13 protein-coding genes are annotated in these 17298 nt (G+C 70.9%); 8 read left to right on the top strand and 5 right to left on the bottom strand.

Annotated features, from left to right (window positions below; translation table 11 throughout):
- Window positions 1-57: 57 nt before the first annotated feature.
- Window positions 58-1713, top strand: a complete 1656-nt coding sequence (locus AB0K43_RS20160; protein ID WP_363641554.1) for a PucR family transcriptional regulator ligand-binding domain-containing protein — start codon at window positions 58-60, stop codon at window positions 1711-1713.
- Window positions 1714-1830: 117 nt separating this feature from the next.
- Here the strand turns inward: AB0K43_RS20160 and AB0K43_RS20155 are convergent, their stop codons facing one another.
- Window positions 1831-3189, bottom strand: a complete 1359-nt coding sequence (locus AB0K43_RS20155) for an aspartate aminotransferase family protein (RefSeq protein ID WP_363641552.1) — start codon at window positions 3187-3189, stop codon at window positions 1831-1833.
- Between the two features lie 190 nt (window positions 3190-3379).
- Complete coding sequence (locus AB0K43_RS20150) at window positions 3380-4825, bottom strand: gamma-aminobutyraldehyde dehydrogenase (protein ID WP_363641550.1); 1446 nt, start codon at window positions 4823-4825, stop codon at window positions 3380-3382.
- A gap of 275 nt (window positions 4826-5100) precedes the next feature.
- Between AB0K43_RS20150 and AB0K43_RS20145 the strand changes: the two genes are divergently transcribed.
- From AB0K43_RS20145 to AB0K43_RS20130, 4 genes are all read left to right on the top strand, one after another.
- A complete protein-coding gene (locus AB0K43_RS20145; RefSeq protein WP_350641955.1) occupies window positions 5101-5574 on the top strand; it encodes an Lrp/AsnC family transcriptional regulator in 474 nt (157 codons plus the stop codon).
- Window positions 5571-6965, top strand: a complete 1395-nt coding sequence (locus AB0K43_RS20140) for an aspartate aminotransferase family protein (protein ID WP_363641548.1) — start codon at window positions 5571-5573, stop codon at window positions 6963-6965. Before AB0K43_RS20145 ends, AB0K43_RS20140 begins: the two co-directional genes overlap by 4 nt.
- 226 nt (window positions 6966-7191) lie before the next feature.
- Entirely contained in the window at window positions 7192-7923 is a 732-nt protein-coding gene (locus tag AB0K43_RS20135) for an ATP-binding cassette domain-containing protein (protein WP_363641546.1), read from the top strand.
- A 12-nt stretch (window positions 7924-7935) separates the two neighbouring features.
- Window positions 7936-9087, top strand: coding sequence for a hypothetical protein (locus tag AB0K43_RS20130; RefSeq protein ID WP_363641544.1), 1152 nt, complete (start codon window positions 7936-7938; stop codon window positions 9085-9087).
- Window positions 9088-9119: 32 nt separating this feature from the next.
- Here AB0K43_RS20130 and rlmN read toward each other — a convergent pair whose 3' ends face one another.
- The 3 genes from rlmN to AB0K43_RS20115 all read right to left on the bottom strand — a co-directional run bounded on the left by rlmN (window position 9120) and on the right by AB0K43_RS20115 (window position 13495).
- Window positions 9120-10220, bottom strand: a complete 1101-nt coding sequence (gene rlmN / locus AB0K43_RS20125) for a 23S rRNA (adenine(2503)-C(2))-methyltransferase RlmN (RefSeq protein WP_363641542.1) — start codon at window positions 10218-10220, stop codon at window positions 9120-9122.
- A gap of 1216 nt (window positions 10221-11436) precedes the next feature.
- Entirely contained in the window at window positions 11437-12954 is a 1518-nt protein-coding gene (locus tag AB0K43_RS20120) for a peptide deformylase (RefSeq protein WP_363641540.1), read from the bottom strand.
- Window positions 12955-13117: 163 nt separating this feature from the next.
- Window positions 13118-13495: a GntR family transcriptional regulator gene (locus AB0K43_RS20115; RefSeq protein WP_363641538.1), complete on the bottom strand. Its 378-nt coding sequence runs from the start codon at window positions 13493-13495 to the stop codon at window positions 13118-13120.
- Between the two features lie 170 nt (window positions 13496-13665).
- Here AB0K43_RS20115 and AB0K43_RS20110 point away from each other — a divergent pair, with 170 nt between their 5' ends.
- The 3 genes from AB0K43_RS20110 (at window position 13666) to AB0K43_RS20100 (ending at window position 16461) form a co-directional block, all read left to right on the top strand.
- On the top strand, window positions 13666-14094 hold the full coding sequence (locus tag AB0K43_RS20110) for a hypothetical protein (protein ID WP_363641536.1): 429 nt from the start codon (window positions 13666-13668) through the stop codon (window positions 14092-14094).
- Window positions 14095-14476: 382 nt separating this feature from the next.
- A complete protein-coding gene (locus tag AB0K43_RS20105; protein ID WP_363641534.1) occupies window positions 14477-15139 on the top strand; it encodes a hypothetical protein in 663 nt (220 codons plus the stop codon).
- Complete coding sequence (locus AB0K43_RS20100) at window positions 15139-16461, top strand: hypothetical protein (RefSeq protein ID WP_363641532.1); 1323 nt, start codon at window positions 15139-15141, stop codon at window positions 16459-16461. Before AB0K43_RS20105 ends, AB0K43_RS20100 begins: the two co-directional genes overlap by 1 nt.
- The last annotated feature ends 837 nt before the right edge of the window (window positions 16462-17298 follow it).

The raw sequence follows: 17298 nt of genomic DNA, 5'->3' as shown, positions 1-17298 counted from the left end.
AAGGCGTCGTGGCGATGGATGATTTACCTGACACTCTGATCAGTAGGAGGACCTGCGATGCTCCCCACCGTCGCCCGCGTGCTCGACCTGGACGTGATGCGGCGCGGCCTGCCCCAGGTGGTGGCCGGCGCGGAGCACCTGGAGCGCCCGATCCGCTGGGTGCACGTCAGCGAACTGCCCGACGTCGCCGGTGTGCTGCAGGGCGGCGAGCTGGTGCTCAGCACCGGGATCGCACTGCCGGAGGACCGCGAGGGCCTGGCCCGGTACGTCCGGGAGCTGGCCGAGGTGGGGGTCGCCGGGCTGGTCATCGAGTTCGGGCGGCGCTACTTCGACTCGCTGCCGCGCGCCCTGGTGCACGCCGCCGAGCAGCGCGGGCTGCCGCTGATCGTGCTCCGCCGCGAGCTGCGCTTCGTCGCCGTCACCGAGGCGGTGCACGCGCTGGTGGTCAACGCCCAGCTGGAGCAGCTGCGCACCTCCGAGACGGTGCACCAGATCTTCAACGAGCTGGCCACCGAGGGCGCCGAGCCGGGCGAGGTGGTCCGCCAGGTCGCCCAGCTGGCCGGTGCGCCGGTGGTGCTGGAGAACCTCGCCCACCAGGTGCTGGCCCACGACCCGGCCGGCCGCCCGGAGGCCGAGCTGCTGGAGGGCTGGGAGCGCCGCTCCCGCGGGGTCCGCCCGCCCGGCCGGACCGGGCACGACCCGCGCAGCGGCTGGCTGGTCACCACGGTCGGTGCCCGCGGACAGGACTGGGGCCGTCTGGTCCTGGTCGACGACCCGGGCCCGCTCCCGGAGGGCGTGGCGCACCGGCACACCATGCTGCTGGAGCGCGGGGCGGCCACCCTCGCACTCAACCGGCTGGTGCTGCGCGACCGGGAGAGCCTGGAGCGGCAGACCCACCGCACCCTGCTCGCCGGCATCCTGACCCACGCGCTGACCGTCTCCGAGGTGGCACTGCGGGCGCAGGCGCTGGGGGTGCCGCTGGAGGGCCGCCGGCTGGTCGGTGTGGTGCTGCGGCAGCGCCAGGGCCCCATCCCGGCCGCGCTGGAGGCCCAGGCCCGGCTGCGGGACTTCACCGAGCTGGCGGCCACCGCGATCCGCGCCGCCCGGCTGTCCGCGCTGGTCGGCGCGTTCGACGACGAGGGCGTGGGGCTGCTGATCGCGCTCGGCTCCCAGCAGGACGAGCACGCGGCCCTGGAGACCTTCGCCGCCGCGCTGCGCAAGCTGCTGGCCGAGGCCACCCGCGACCCGGCCGTGCCGGCGCCGCACCCGGTGATCGCCGTGGGCTCCTCGGTCGGCTCGGTCCGGGACGCCCGGCGCACCCTGCTGGAGGCCACCCAGGTCGCCGACGCCGCCCTGCACGACGCCCCCGGCGGCCGGGCCGCCGCGTACTACCGGCTGCCCGACGTCCGGCTGCGCGGGCTGCTGCACCTGCTGCGCGACGACGAGCGGCTGCAGACCTACGTGGAGCGCGAGCTCGGCCCGCTGCTCGCGTACGACGCCGAGCACGGTGGGCAGTTGGTGCGGATGCTGCGGATCTACCTGGAGCAGGGTCGCAACAAGTCCGCCGCGGCGGACGCGGCGCACCTGTCCCGCCCCTCGTTCTACGACCGGCTGCACAAGGTCGAGCGGATCCTCGGGGTCGACCTCGACCAGGTCGAGTCCTGCCTGTCGCTGCACGTGGCACTGCTGGCCCTGGACGCGGTGCGCCGCTGAGCGCGGTCGCGGCGGTCCGGAAGGGTCGCCGCGAGCGGCACGGTCGCCGCGTTCCAGGACGGCCGACGGCCCCGGGCAGCGTTGCCCGGGGCCGTCGTGCGCGGAGGGGGGTCGTGGTCAGACGGTGTGCGCGTCGGCCACGGTGAGGGCCTCGTCGAGGACCGCCAGGCCGGCCTTGGCCTCCTCCTCGGTGACGGTGCACGGCGGCACCACGTGGAAGCGGTTCATGTTGACGAACGGCCACAGACCGCGCTGCTTGCAGGCGGCGGCCAGCTCGGCCATCGGCGCGTTGGCGGCGCCGGCCGCGTTGTACGGCACCAGCGGCTCGCGGGTCCCGCGGTCCTTCACCAGGTCGAGCGCCCAGAACACGCCCAGGCCGCGGACCTCGCCGATCGACGGGTGACGCTCCGCCAGCTCGCGCAGGCCCGGACCGAGCACGTTCTCGCCGATGTGCTTGGCGTTCTCCACGATGCCCTCCTCGGCCATCGTGTTGATGGTCGCCACCGCGGAGGCGCAGGCCAGCGGGTGGCCCGAGTAGGTCAGGCCGCCCGGGAACGGGCGCTCGGCGAAGGTCGCGGCGATCTCGGCCGAGATCGCCACGCCACCGAGCGGCACGTAGCCGGAGTTGACGCCCTTGGCGAAGGTCAGCAGGTCCGGGGTGATCCCCCAGTGGTCGGCGGCGAACCACTCACCGGTCCGGCCGAAGCCCGCCATCACCTCGTCCAGGATGAAGACGATGCCGTGGCGGTCGCAGATCTCCCGGACCCCGGCCAGGTAGCCGGCGGGCGGGATCAGGATGCCGGCGGTGCCGACCACGGTCTCCAGGATGATCGCGGCGACGGTGGCCGGGCCCTCGAAGGCGAGCACCTGCTCCAGGTGGGCCAGCGCGCGCTCGCACTCCTGCGCCTCGTTCTCGGCGTGGAAGTTGGAGCGGTAGGCGTAGGGGCCCCAGAAGTGCTTGATGCCGGAGACGCCGGTCTCGTTGGCCCAGCGCCGGGGGTCGCCGGTCAGCGCGATCGCGTTGGCGGTGGCGCCGTGGTACGAGCGGTAGGTGGAGAGCACCTTCTGCCGGCCGGTGTGCAGCCGGGCCATCCGGATGGCGTTCTCGTTGGCCTCGGCGCCGCCGTTGGTGAAGAAGATCTTGTCGAGGTCCCCGGGGGTGCGCTCGGCGATCAGCCGGGCCGCCTCGCTGCGCGGCTCCACCGCGAAGCCGGGGGCGATGGTGCAGAGCTTCGCCGCCTGCTCCTGGATCGCCGCGACCACCTTCGGGTGCTGGTGGCCGATGTTGGTGTTCACCAGCTGCGAGGAGAAGTCCAGGTAGCGGTTGCCGTCGTAGTCCCAGAAGTAGGAACCCTCGGCACCGGCCACCGCGAGGGGGTCGATCAGCGCCTGGGCGGACCACGAGTGGAAGACGTGCGCGCGGTCGGCGGCCTTGACGGCCTGCCCGGCAGCCGAGTCAGCAGTGGGGATGCTCATGCGGCAAGCCTAGGGAAATCCACCACGCGGATGCAGTTGCATCTTGTCAGGCGGTCCTCGCGTCGGCCGACATGCTGACAGGTACCGCGGGCGGGCCCACGCGCGTACGCCAGGGGCGCGGGGAGCCGTGCTGCTCCCCGCGCCCCTGGCACGTACCGGTGACGACCCGCTCGGATCGCGGTATCAGATCTCAGATCGCGGTCATCACGTGCTTCACCCGGGTGTAGTCCTCGAAGCCGTACGAGGAGAGGTCCTTGCCGTAGCCCGACTTCTTGAACCCGCCGTGCGGCATCTCCGCCACCAGCGGGATGTGGGTGTTGATCCAGACGCAGCCGAAGTCCAGCCGGCGCGACATCCGCATGGCGCGGGCGTGGTCCTTGGTCCACACCGAGGAGGCCAGCGCGTAGTCCACCCCGTTGGCGTAGCCGACCGCCTGGTCCTCGTCCGAGAACTTCTGCACGGTGATGACCGGGCCGAAGACCTCGTTCTGGATGATCTCGTCGTCCTGGTTCAGCCCGGAGACCACGGTCGCGGCGTAGAAGTAGCCCACGTCGCCGACCCGGTGGCCACCGGCCTCGACCTTGGCGTGGGAGGGAAGGCGCTCGATGAAGCCCGCCACCTGCTTCAGCTGGTTGGCGTTGTTCAGCGGGCCGTACAGCACGTCCTCGTCGTCGATCCCACCGGTCTTCGTCTCGCTCGCCGCCTTGGCCAGCGCCGACACGAACGCGTCGTGGATCGACTCGTGCACCAGCACGCGGGTGGCGGCGGTGCAGTCCTGGCCGGCGTTGAAGTAGCCGGCCACCGAGATGCCCTCGACGGCCTCGGCGATGTCGGCGTCCTCGAAGACCACGACCGGGGCCTTGCCGCCGAGCTCCAGGTGGACCCGCTTGACGTCCTTGGCCGCCGACTCCGCGACCTGGATGCCGGCGCGGACCGAGCCGGTGATGGAGGCCATCGCCGGGGTGCGGTGCTCGACCATCAGGCGGCCCGTCTCGCGGTCGCCGCAGATCACGTTGAACACACCCGCCGGCAGGTCGAGGTCGCGCAGCACGCCGCCGATGATCTCGGCCAGCAGCACGGTGGAGGCCGGGGTGGTGTCCGAGGGCTTGAGTACCACAGTGTTGCCCGCGGCGATGGCCGGGGCGAACTTCCACACCGCCATCATCATCGGGTAGTTCCACGGGGCGACCTGGGCGCAGACGCCGACCGGCTCACGCCGGACGATCGAGGTCATGCCGTCCATGTACTCGCCCGCGGCCTTGCCCTCCAGCAGGCGGGCGGCGCCGGCGAAGAAGCGCAGCTGGTCCACCATCGGACCGATCTCCTCGGAGAGGGTCAGCCCGCGCGGCTTGCCGGTGTTGCGACACTCGGCGTCCACGATCTCCTCGGCCCGCGCCTCGACCGCGTCCGCGATCTTCAGCAGGAGCTTCTGCCGGGTGCTCGGGGTGGCGTCGCGCCAGGCCGGGAACGCGGCGTCGGCGGCGGCCATCGCGGCGTCCACATCGGCCTCACCGGACAGCGGCGACGTCGCGTACACCTCGCCGGTGGTGGGGTCGATCACGTCCAGGGTGCGGCCGTCGGCCGCATCGACGAACTCACCGTTGATGTAGTTGCGCAGCGTACGAAGCTCGCTCACGGGTCTCTCCTACGGTCTGGCCTGCGGCGTTGCAGTTCCGGCGCCAGGGTACTCCGGCACCGCGCGAGGCGGACCCGACGAAACGGCAGGTCCGCTGTCCACATGTGGACGTGTTCACGCCTCCGCGTGTACCTGATCAGGCTACCCCGAGAGCTGGCGGTATCGACAGGTCTTCCGGAGAAGACCCACGCAATCCGTATCGATTTTTGAAAACAGCGACGAAATCAGCAGCACGTTGGGTTGCGCGACCGGACCGGATCAGGCACAGTGGCGACGTGGCCAACCGCGACCGGAACGCCAGCGTTCCCCTCGACGCCGCCTCCAAGGCGATCATCGAGCAGCTCCAGGAGGACGGGCGCCGCCCGTACGCCGCCATCGGCAAGGCCGTCGGCCTTTCGGAGGCAGCCGTGCGCCAGCGGGTCCAGAAGCTGCTCGATCAAGGCGTGATGCAGATCGTCGCCGTCACGGACCCGCTCACCGTCGGATTCACCCGTCAGGCGATGGTCGGCATCCGGATCGAAGGCGATGTCGAGCCCGTCGCCGACGCGCTGGCCGCCCTCGACGAGGTCGACTACGTGGTCTGCACCGCAGGCTCGTTCGACCTGCTGGCCGAGCTGGTCTGCGAGGACGACGAGCACCTGCTCGAAATGATCAACAAGCGCATCCGCGCGCTTCCCGGCGTGCGGAGCACCGAGAGCTTCGTTTATCTGAAGCTCCGGAAACAGACCTACACCTGGGGCACCCGATGAGCGCCGACCCGGCACAGAAGGACCTTTCGAAGACCGCCTACGACCACCTGTGGATGCACTTCACCCGCATGTCGTCGTACGAGAACTCCCCCGTGCCGACCATCGTGCGCGGCGAGGGCACCTACGTCTTTGACGACAAGGGCAAGAAGTACCTCGACGGCCTGGCCGGCCTGTTCGTCGTGCAGGCGGGCCACGGCCGCGAGGAGCTGGCCGAGGCCGCCGCCAAGCAGGCCAAGGAGCTCGCCTTCTTCCCGGTGTGGAGCTACGCCCACCCGAAGGCCGTGGAGCTGGCCGAGCGCCTCGCCAACTACGCCCCCGGTGACCTCAACAAGGTCTTCTTCTCCACCGGTGGTGGCGAGGCCGTCGAGACCGCCTGGAAGCTCGCCAAGCAGTACTTCAAGCTGACCGGCAAGCCGACCAAGTACAAGGTCATCTCGCGCGCCGTCGCCTACCACGGCACCCCGCAGGGCGCCCTGTCGATCACCGGCCTGCCGGGCCTGAAGGCCCCGTTCGAGCCGCTGGTGCCGGGCACCCACAAGGCCCCGAACACCAACATCTACCGCGCCCCGGCCTTCCTGGCCGGCCCCGACGGCACGGTGGACCCGGAGGCCTACGGCCGCTGGTGCGCGGACGAGATCGAGGTGGCCATCCTCAACGAGGGTGCCGACACCGTCGCCGCCGTCTTCGTCGAGCCGGTGCAGAACGCCGGCGGCTGCTTCCCGCCGCCGCCCGGGTACTTCCAGCGCCTGCGCGAGATCTGCGACCGCCACGACGTGCTGCTGGTCTCGGACGAGGTCATCTGCGCCTTCGGCCGCCTGGGCACCATGTTCGGCGCCGACAAGTTCGGCTACCAGCCCGACATGATCACCTGCGCCAAGGGCATGACCTCGGGCTACTCCCCGATCGGCGCCACGATCATCTCGGACCGCCTGGCGGAGCCGTTCTACAAGGGTGACAACACCTTCCTGCACGGCTACACCTTCGGCGGCCACCCGGTCTCCTCCGCGGTGGCGCTGGCCAACCTCGACATCTTCGAGCGCGAGGGCCTGAACCAGCACGTGCTGGACAACGAGGCCAACTTCCTCGGCACCCTGAACAAGCTGCGCGACCTGCCGATCGTCGGCGACGTCCGCGGCAACGGCTTCTTCTACGGCATCGAGCTCGTGAAGGACAAGGTCACCAAGGAGTCGTTCAACGACGACGAGGTCGAGCGCGTGCTCTACGGCTTCCTGTCGAAGGCGCTCTTCGACAACGGCCTGTACTGCCGCGCCGACGACCGTGGCGACCCGGTGGTCCAGCTGGCCCCGCCGCTGATCTCGAACCAGTCGACCTTCGACGAGATCGAGCAGATCCTGCGGACCAGCCTCACCGACGCCTGGGCCAAGCTCTGACCTTCCGCCCACCCTCCGCCGCCAGGGCGGTCCCGGCCTCCGGGACCGCCCTGCGGTGCGTTCCAGGCCCACCTTCTTTCGGACCTGCGGTGGATTTCCGGACCCAACACGCCGGAAAGGCACCGTTTTGCCCATGAATGGGTCAGTGTGCCGCAACCATGGAGCGCCCCGGTCGTTCTAATCTGACGACTGTCATATCCCTGCGCAGCCATCAGGATGGAACCTCATGTCAGCGGCCCCGCCCGACAACGACGTGCTGTGGGCCCGGGGGATCGTCAAGTCCCACGACGGCACCCCCGCCCTGCGCGGCGTCTCGCTCGGCGTCCGGGAGGGCGAGGTGCTCGCCGTCACCGGCCCGCGCGGCTCCGGCAAGAGCACCCTGCTCGGCTGCCTGTCGGCCCTGGTCCCGGTCGACGAGGGCGAGGTGTGGTTCAACAGCGGCCCCGTACACACCCTCTCCCGGGCCGGACGGGAACGGCTGCGCCGCGAGCGTTTCGGCTTCGTCGGCTCCGAGCCGCACCTGGTCCCGGAACTGACGGCCCGGGAGAACGTCGCGCTGCCCCTGCTGCTGGCCGGGGCCGGGCACAAGGCCGCGTACGGGGCGGCCGGCGACTGGCTCGAGCGCCTGGACGTGGCCGACTGCGCCGCCCGCCGGCCCGCCGAACTGGTCCAGAGCCAGCGCCAGCGGATCGCCGTCGCCCGGGCGCTGGCCCCGCTGCCGACCGTGGTGTTCGCCGACGACCCGACCGCACCGCTGCACCGCGAGGCGCAGGACCAGGTGCTGCGGATACTCGCCAGCGCCGCCCGCTCCCACCAGCTGACCCTGGTGCTGGCCAGCCACGACCCGGAGGCCGCCCGCTACGCCGACCGCACCGTCGCCCTGGTGGACGGCCGGCTGACCGGCCCGGTCGCCGCGGTGCCGGCGCGGACCGCGTCTGCGGTCCCGGCCGGGCACTGAGGGAGGTCGGCCGTGCTGTACCTCAGACTGGCCCGGGGCTACCGGACCCTCGACCTCGGCCGCTGGCTGCTCACCGCGGCCGCCGCCGCGGTGCTCGCGGCCTTCCTGCTGCGAGCGCTCGGCCGGGCGCTCGGCGACCCAGCCGGCGCCTCGCTGCCCCGGCTGCTCTGGTGCCTGCCGCCGCTGGCCGCGGTGAGCTGGCTGGCCGCCGTCACCGCCCGCGCGGTGCCGGTCCAGCGTCCCGAGCGGATCGCCGGGCTGACCGCCGCGGGCGCCGGCACCGGACGGATCCGGGCCCTGATCGCCGGCGAGACCGCGCTCGCCTGCGTCCTCGGCAGCGGCTTCGCCCTGCTGCTCTTCCTGGTGCTCCGCAACGACATCGCCGACGCCTCGCTCGCCGCCGACCTGGGGATGGGTACACCGCTGCCCACCGCGGCCCCGGTCACCCTGCTCGCGCTGGTCCCGCTGGTCGGCGGGCTCGCCGCCGCGGGCGCCGTGAACTCCCCCGAGCAGCTGGTCGGCCGGCCGGCCGAGACCTCGGCACCGGCCTTCCACCCCCTGCGGATCGCTCTGCCGCTCGGCCTCACCGTGGTCGGATTCGCCCTGGAGCTGTACGGGCTGCGCCCCGGCGCCGCCCAGGACGGTCGGCCGATCGACCTGCCCGCCGGGATGGGCTCCGCCAGTTCCGCGCTGCTGATCGGCTGGTCCTTCGCCGCGCTCGGCCTGGCCCTGCTCACCGGCCCACTGCTGGCGCTCACCGGCCGGCTGCTCGCACTCGGCCGGCCCACCCCGCTGCGGCTGCTCGCCGGCCGGGGGCTCACGGCGCAGGCCGACCGGCTGTCCGCGCCGCTCGCGGTCCTCACCCTGACCCTGGCCGTGGTGCTCACCGGCGCCCGGCAGTGGACCGGTCACCCCGGCACCGCCGAGGCGCTGCCGGCGGCCGAAGGTGTCCTGCTGGTGGGGTGCACCGCGGCCGCGGCGGCCTTCCGGCTGGTCGAGATCAGGGCCGCCCGGCGCCGGGTGACCGGCGACCTGCTCCGGCTCGGAGCCGCCCCCGGGCTGCTGGTCGGTGCGGTGGCCCTGCGCACGGTGGCCGCCGGCACCGTCCTGCTGGTGACCGGCGGCCTGACCGCCCTGCTCGCCGCCGGCGCGCTGACGGCCTAGGCCGCCGCGGGGCCGGCGGAGCGGTGGCGGGCTCAGCCCGCGGCGGCCAGCTGGCCGCAGGCGCCGTCGATCTCCTGGCCACGGGTGTCGCGGACGGTGGTCGGAACGCCGTGCGCCTGGAGCCGGCGGACGAACTCGCGCTCGTCCTCCGGGCGGGAGGCGGTCCACTTGGAACCCGGGGTCGGGTTCAGCGGGATCAGGTTGACGTGCACCCGGTGGTTCTTGATCAACCGGCCGAGCAGGTCGGCCCGCCAGGCCTGGTCGTTGATGTCCTTGATCAGCGCGTACTCGATCGAGATCCGGCGGCCGGACTTCTCCGCGTAGTTCCACGCCGCGTCGAGCACCTCGGCGACCTTCCAGCGGGTGTTGACCGGCACCAGCTCGTCGCGCAGCTCGTCGTCGGGGGCGTGCAGCGAGAGCGCCAGGCGGCAGCTCAGGCCCTCGTCCGCGAGCCGGTTCATGGCCGGGACCAGCCCGACCGTGGAGACCGTGATGCCGCGCTGGGACAGGCCGAAGCCGTCCGGGGCCGGGTCGGTCAGCCGGCGGATCGAAGCCAGCACCCGGTTGTAGTTGGCCAGCGGCTCGCCCATGCCCATGAAGACCACGTTGGACAGCCGTGCCTCGCCGCCCGGGATCTCGCCGTCCTTGAGCGCCCGCATCCCGGCCGCGATCTGCTCGACGATCTCCGCGGTGGACAGGTTGCGGGTCAGCCCGGCCTGGCCGGTGGCGCAGAACGGGCAGTTCATCCCGCAGCCGGCCTGCGAGCTGATGCACATGGTGACCCGGTCCGGGTAGCGCATCAGGACCGACTCGACCAGCGTGCCGTCGAAGAGCTTCCAGAGCGTCTTGCGGGTGGTGTCCTCGTCGCAGGACACGTGCCGGACGACCGACATCAGGTCCGGCAGCAGGCTCTCGGTGAGCTTGTCCCGGCTCACGGCGGGGATGTCCGTCCAGCTCTCCGGATCGTTGGACATCCGGCCGAAGTAGTGGTTGGACAGCTGCTTGGCGCGGAACGGCTGCTCGCCCAGCTCGGCGACGGCCTCCTTGCGCTCGGCGGGGCTGAGGTCGGCGAGGTGTCGCGGGGGCTTGGCGCCGCGCGGCGCGACGAAGGTCAGTTCTCCGGGCTTAGGCATGGTTCATCCAGTGTCGCAGATGGCAGACAATGGCCCGCGCCGCCCAAGGTGTGCAGGGCTCGACGTTGGCTGTTGACTGTCGCCCTCGGCCACCCTCGGACGGCCCACAGGCGGCCCAGACCGACTGTGCTCGACATCCGGTGCGCAGCGACTACCGCGCAGCTGGCCCGCTTCCCCGACTCTCCCTGCCGTCGCGACGCTACGCGCCCTCGCGGGCCCGCCAGACCGGGCGTAGCACGGCTGCATTCTCTTGGCCATCGGCACCGTCTACCAGCAGATATGCCCATATCGACTGCAGGCGTTGGGCTAGCCTCTTTCGACCTTGGAGGGCTATGCCAGCTCCAAACTCAATGACTTTGGAGCCGACACGCTGAGACCGTCCGCGCCCCCTAAATCTAGGAGTAGCCAATGCGCTGGCCAAGCGCCCAAGCGATCCCCTAAAGCAGGTATGCTGACACTCGTTCAGCTCTCGTCGCCCTCATTCGCCTCGGCAAAGCCGAGGTACTCGCTCACTGCGAGGAAGTCCGGCGACAGGAGAAGAACAGCATGGGAAAGCGGCGGCCCCGCGACAGGAAGCAGGCGTTCTCCAACTCCAACTGGAGGGAGGTTGTCATCGCAGCGCTGACAGCGGTGGCCGCAGTGGCGGGCTGCGTAGAGCAGCTGGTGCGCTGAGACCGCACCCATGATCAAGGCGGGGCACCGGACGGTTGGCCAGGGCGCAAGTAGGCCCGGCCGTGATCTACTCGGCCGGGCCTACTTGATCTCTCTACACAGGAGCCCGAGTCTGGTTGCACCCAGCTCGGGCTTCTGCTTGCAGAGAGCCCGACGTTAGCTAGGTACGAGACCTAGCAACGAAGGCAACTTAAGTTGTCACCTATCTTCTTCAATCCACTTCCACAGTTCCACTGTAGATGTAGATCCATATGTCAAGCGTTGCTTACTTCCACTTCCGGAAGTAAGACGGGACCAACTATAGCCGCTGGAAGCAACTTCGCCTCATCTTCTGGTAGCTCCTAGCAACTCCCAGCAACCTGTCTCAGCTTCGGGGATGTCGTTTCGGTGTAGCTTCATCAAAACGACTCGCATCCAGGTCACACCGGGCGTCAATGTCAGCCGCCTACTCGGTGCCGGGCAGCGGGTGGCGAAGCGGTCTGGCGTCATGCCTTGACGACGTCCGTGACAGCTGCGAGGCGTAGAAGTGGGCCTGACCTCCTGCCTAGCGATCCGCTGGCCTGTCGCCATAGCTCCAGCTTCGGCCAGTACCCCGGTACTCAGCGACAGAGATGGTGTCGACGCCTGCGCGCATGCGCGCGGTATAGAGGGTCCCCTCCAAGTGGTCGATCTCATGAGCCACGAGGCGAGCCACCGCATCCTCGAAGATCGTGATTCGACGCTGGCCGTCGATGTCCTGGTGCTCGACGGTGATCGCTCTCGGACGCGGCACCATGCCTCGCAGGTCGAAGAAGCTCCAGCAGCCCTCGTACTGTTCGTCCGTCGCAGCTGATTCCTCGATCACCCTTGGGTTCAGCAGCGTGATCGTCTCGCCCTGAGCCGTCCGCACGATGGCTGCAGCCCGGTCGATGCCGAGCTGGGGCGCCGCCACCCCCATTCCCTTGCTGAAGTTGTGGATCCCCGCCGCGCGCTCGGCCGCCGAGTTGAGTTCAGCGACCACTCGCCGAACGTCCTCTGCTTCCCCTGGCAGCTCGAAGGCGCGGGCCTGGCCCGCGAGGATCGGGTCACCGACCTGGACGACGCCGATAGAGCGCATCTTCTCGCTCGCAGTGGTGGGGGACACAGCCGAAGTCTCCTCGCTGTTGGGGCGGGCCCGGAACTTCCACTCCAGGCGGTATCGGGCGTGCAACGGCGGGTCGTCGGTGGTCCAGGAGAATACCTGCCGGCCGTCGGTGGAGTCCTTGTGGATCGCGGTCCGGAACGGGAAGGCGGCAGCCGTCATGGTGGTCTCGGTGCCCCAGACGGCGGGGTCGAGCTCGGCTGGGAAGTTGAGCCGGACGCTCAGCCGCTCGGTGGGGAGCCGGACAGCGCGCTGGAACCACGTGCCCCACTTCTCGTCGCTCACCGTGTACGAGTACTCGATCCACGTCGTCTCACCCGGGTAGAGCGGGTAGCGGCCGAAGTCGTTCTCGAACAAGAGCCAGAGCTCCTTGAAGGCGTCCCGGTCGTGCTGGACGCGCCATCCGACCGGCTCACCGCCCACGTTCGCGCTGAGGTCGATCTCTTCCCAGGTGAGCGGGTTCTCGCGGTACAGCCGGTTCGAGCGCTCCGGGTTCCCGGGGAAGCGATCCACCGAGATGCGGATCAGGTATCGGGTGATCGGGTCCGGGCTGGCGTTGTAGAGCTGGCGTCGTTGAGTAGCCCGGTAGGTACGGCCGTCGTAGAAGAGCTCGGCGTCATCGTGCTTCACGATGACGCTTGCGGGCTGACTGTCACCGCCGGGCGCGTCCACGTCCGCCGGGTGCGCGTTGGATGCGTCGAGCCGCGGCAGGGTCTCGATCTCGCGGAAGGCTCTGCGAAGCGCCCCGCCCGCGTGAAGGACCCGGTCCGCCTGCTCGGCGAAGGGAGCCGACGGCCGCTGATGTCCGCTCTCGACCTTCGACACGTACGACGGCGTGTAGCCCACCGCCTTTGCCAGTGCTGACTGAGACAGCCCCCGCACATCCCTCCAGCGCTTGAGCTCCGCGATGAATGGCTCGGCTGCTGGCGTCTCGCTTGGCATCTCGTCCCCCCGACGGCTGTGCCTGTGAGTGATCTGTGAGTGATCGAGTCTCAGGCTGTAGTCACTGGCCTGGCCTGCGCTTTGCTGACTGCACCACGAGGGAACCTACCGGACCGGAAGGCGGGCAGAGCAAGTGCGCACGACTCAACTGACGCCGCGCCAGCTACTCCAACTTGGTTGCTCCGGCGGCCAGCAGGGCTTCGACGGAACTCAGCCGCTCGGTCAGCCGATCCACCTGGGATTCGAGCTCTTGGACTCGACTCGCCAGACCACGGCCGGCGGGTGCGCTCACATCAGCAGCATCCTCTGCGGGCCGCCGGACGAAGGTGCCTCGCCCCTGGGTGGAGTAGACGAGACCTTCGTCTCGGAGCACCCGGACGCCACTGGACGCGGTCATCACGGCCACGCCGAACCGGTCTGCCAACTGCCTTGCCGACGGGAGCTTCTGGCCCGGCCCGAGCGCGCCCGAGCTGATCTCTTCGCGCAGCGCATCGGCTACCTGGACATAGGGGGCGCGGTCGTCATCGCTGGAGACAGTCATGCCGTCAGGGTATCCGCTGACACGGGCTAGCACACCTAGGGCCATTCGCTTGACACGTTGATACACCTAGGTCAGCATAGGTGTCACAAGGAAGCCCCGCAGAAACCTGTGGAGCGGCGCCTTTCCGCCAAGTCAGCACGCCGCCCCACACCCATGAAGGGAGTTCCATCATGCCTGCAGCGATCGCGCCCCAGCCAGTGACCATCGGCGCCATCCAGGACAACATCAGCATCTTCGGCGAGAAGGACCCCGGCGAGCCGCAGCGCGCCGCCGTGCAGCTCTCGCTGTGCCTGCGCTTCCACGACCTGGTGGGTCTGCTGGCCTTCCACCCCGTGGCCGGGCTGACGGGCGAGATGCTGGCCGACGACCACGAGGTGAGCGACGCCCTGCGGTTCACGCTGGCGGACTCCAACCTCGCGCAGATCGAGGACTACGCGGGCCTGGCCGTCACTGCCCTCTCCGGCCCCGGGCGCCCTTTCCACCGGTACACCGCCATGGTCGGCGAGGCCGTTACGCGGGTCTTCGGCCTGACCGCTCCGATCACCGAGGCCACCCACACCGAGGGCATCCCCGTCGGGCTGGCCACGCTCACCAGCTGACCACCCCCTGTACCCGCCGTACCCGGGGTGTACCCGGCCCGTACCCGGCACGCCCCAAGGGCGTACCCGGAAGCCTCGCGGCCGGGCGCCCCGGATCGGCCGGCGGACCGACCGCCCACCGCTGCACACCGCCGTCGACCTGGCCGGAGTACGTACCCCGGGTACGGCGAGTACGCCCCGAGTACGTGTACCCGGCTGGTGGCCGACCACCGTTGAGCGCTCACCGACGCTCACGGACGCTCACGGGTGCTCACCGGCCGCCGTACCCGGTGTACTCGGTCGGGGTCTGACCAGCCGTCACGGCCCGACCGGCCACCCGACTGCCCACCGGCGAGCACACCCGACTTCCAGCCCGACTCTCACCCACAGGGAGAGCTTCGCTGTGACCGACCAGACCCAACCCCCACCACCCGACCACACCGACCCGACCGACCCGATCCGCCCGACCGATCCGGTCGTGGTGGACCCGATCGAGCTGGACCCGGCCGAGCGTCGGGCGCATCGGTCGACCGCCCGGTGGGCCGCCGACCGGTTCGTGACCGTGCTGCGGCGCATCACCCCCGCCGTCGTCTTCGACCGGTGGGGCCAACCGATGGGGATCCCCGACTACGGCTGCCCCGCCTTCGCCCTGCTGCCCCCGGAAGACCCCCGCCGGGAAGCGGCGCTGATCACTGCCGCCGAGGCCTGGCGGCAGAGCGCCGAGGACGCCCCCGCCCGAATCCACGCCACCGTCCACACCGAACCGGCCCTGGGCCAGCGCGCCCGGGACACCTGGGAGTTGCAGCGAGACGACGCCGAGCGGGCCGACTGGCAGCGCCTGGTACGCGACGTCCGCTCCTGGGCCAACCACCCGACCGCCGTCCAGCGCGACGCGCTCCGGGCCCGCCGGGAGCGGGCCGCCGCCCGCACCCCGGCCGCCTCGCCCACCTGGCCGCCCGTCGCCGTGCCGGGCCGCCCGGGCTACCACCGCCACCTGACCGGCGACGGCCACCAGGTGGACCGCCCCGACACCGACACCGGCACCGACCTTGCGGAGAGCGCCTGATGCCCGTCGAACTGCACCTCGCCACCACCGCCGACGACGCCCGACCAACCCGGGCGGCGAACCCGCTCTACGACCCCTCCCCCGGCCTCGACCGGCCCACCCGGCCGGGCCCGGTGCCGGACCCGGAGGTCTTCTGCGGCTGGGTCGGCGAGACCGTCCGCGACCTCGACCCGACCACCGAGGCCGACCCCGTCGGCGTGCTGGTCAACCTACTGTCGGCCGGCGGGGCGGTCATCGGCCCCGGCCCGTTCCTGTGGATCGGCAACGACCGCCACCCCGCCCTGATCTGGGCCCTGACCGTCGGAGCCACCGCAGCGGGCAGGAAGGGCGCCGGGTCCAACACCGTGCGCCGCCTGCTCAAGGCCGCCGTCCCCGAGTTCATCGCCCACAACACCCCCTCCGGGCTGTCGTCCGGCGAAGGGCTGATCGAGCAGGTCAAGGACGACGACCCCGACGACGACAAGGCCACCGGGGTCCGCGACAAGCGCCTGTGGGTGGTCGAGTCCGAGTACGGCATCACCATGGCCCGCGCCCGCCGCGAAGGCTCATCCCTGGGCGGCGTGCTGCGGCAGGCGTGGAACGGCGAGGACCTCGGCGTGATGAACCGCGACGCGCTCCGGGCGACCGCCCCGCACATCGCCCTGATCGGCCACATCTCCCCGCGTGAGCTGCGCGCCAAGATGCAGGACTCCGAGCTGGCCGGGGGCACCTACAACCGGTTCCTGCCGGTCTTCGTCCACCGCAACCTCCTGCTGCCGGACGCCACCGGCGCCCCGGAGCAGCTCGTGGACAACCTCGCCTCCGCCTGGCGGACCGTCCTCACCGAGGCCCGCGCGGTCGGAGAGGTGAAGCTCTCCCCCGACGCCGGACAGCTCTGGCGCGAGGAGATCTACCCGGCCCTGTCCGGCGGCGAGGACGACGACGGGCCGCTGGCCGAGTTCACCGCCCGCGCCGCCCCGTACGCCAAGCGCACCGCCATGGTCTACGCCCTACTCGACCACACCGACCGCATCGAGGTGCATCACCTGCGGGCCGCCTGGGCGCTGATCCGCTACGCCCGCGCGAGCGCCGCGCACATCCTCGGCGCCGCCGCGTCCAGCACCGGCGATCCCAACCTCGACAAGCTGGCCGCCGCCGTCAAGGCCGCCGGACCCGGGGGCATGACCCAGACCCAGGTCCAGGTCATGTTCAAGCGCCAGAACGCCACCCAGCGCGGCGAACTCACCGCACGGCTCTGCCAACTGCCCGGGTACGCCGCCGCGCAGGCCCCCGGCACCGGGCGTCCCCAGACCGTCTACCTGTACGCCCCCGCCGACGACTAGCGGACCGGCCCGGGGGCGGCCGGAAAGGTCGGAAAGGTCGGAAAGCCACCTGACCTGCGACAACGCCCGGCGGAAAGGTGTCCGGAAAGGTCCGGAAAGCCTCCCGCCCACCAACCGGCCGCCCCCTCCCGGACCCTTTCCGGACCTTTCCGGACCTTTCCGGACCACTTTCCGCCCACCAAAACCCCAGGTCAGACCCCTTTCCGACCTTTCCGGGCTTTCCGGCCCGCCCCTCGACCCGCGAACGGACACCACCCACCATGATCAGCACACCCGAGCAGCCCGCACCGTCCAGAGAACCGGCCACCACCGATCCACGACCGCCCCGCCCCCGAGCCCGCTCCCCACCACCCCGCAGAGCCCGCTAGCGATAGCAGCCCGGCCCGCTAGCGATAGCGACCCTGATAGCACCCCAAAGGTCCCCTGACCAGGCTGTTAGCAGTAAGCACCCCGCTGGCCGAAACCCCGGAAACAGCCCGAAACGCGGGTCTGAGACCCCTCCGGAGGGTGCTTGCACCCAGCGGGCCCCGCCCGCTTGCGCAAGCACCACCGCTAGCACCCACCCGGACCGGGCTAGGCACCACGGAGAGCAACACTCCGGCACGGGCGGCGCCGGCCACCTGACGCGTCAGACGCGTCTGACACCAGAGGGCCGATTCCCCCAGGTAACGCGTGCACGCGGGCCCGCCTGACGCGGCTGACGCTCCATCTGACACCCCGCCCGGCGCCACCCTGACACCCCTCCCCGCCCGGTCTGACGGCCCTGACACCCCGCCGATGCCCACTTGTCGCTTGTCGCGTTCCACCTCAACGACCGCTCCCCGACCCTGAATCCAC

This window comes from Kitasatospora sp. NPDC049258 (genome assembly GCF_040678895.1).
Taxonomy (GTDB): domain Bacteria; phylum Actinomycetota; class Actinomycetes; order Streptomycetales; family Streptomycetaceae; genus Kitasatospora.
Note: the sequence above shows the minus strand (reverse complement) of the source record. Positions and strands in the feature narration are given on the sequence as shown.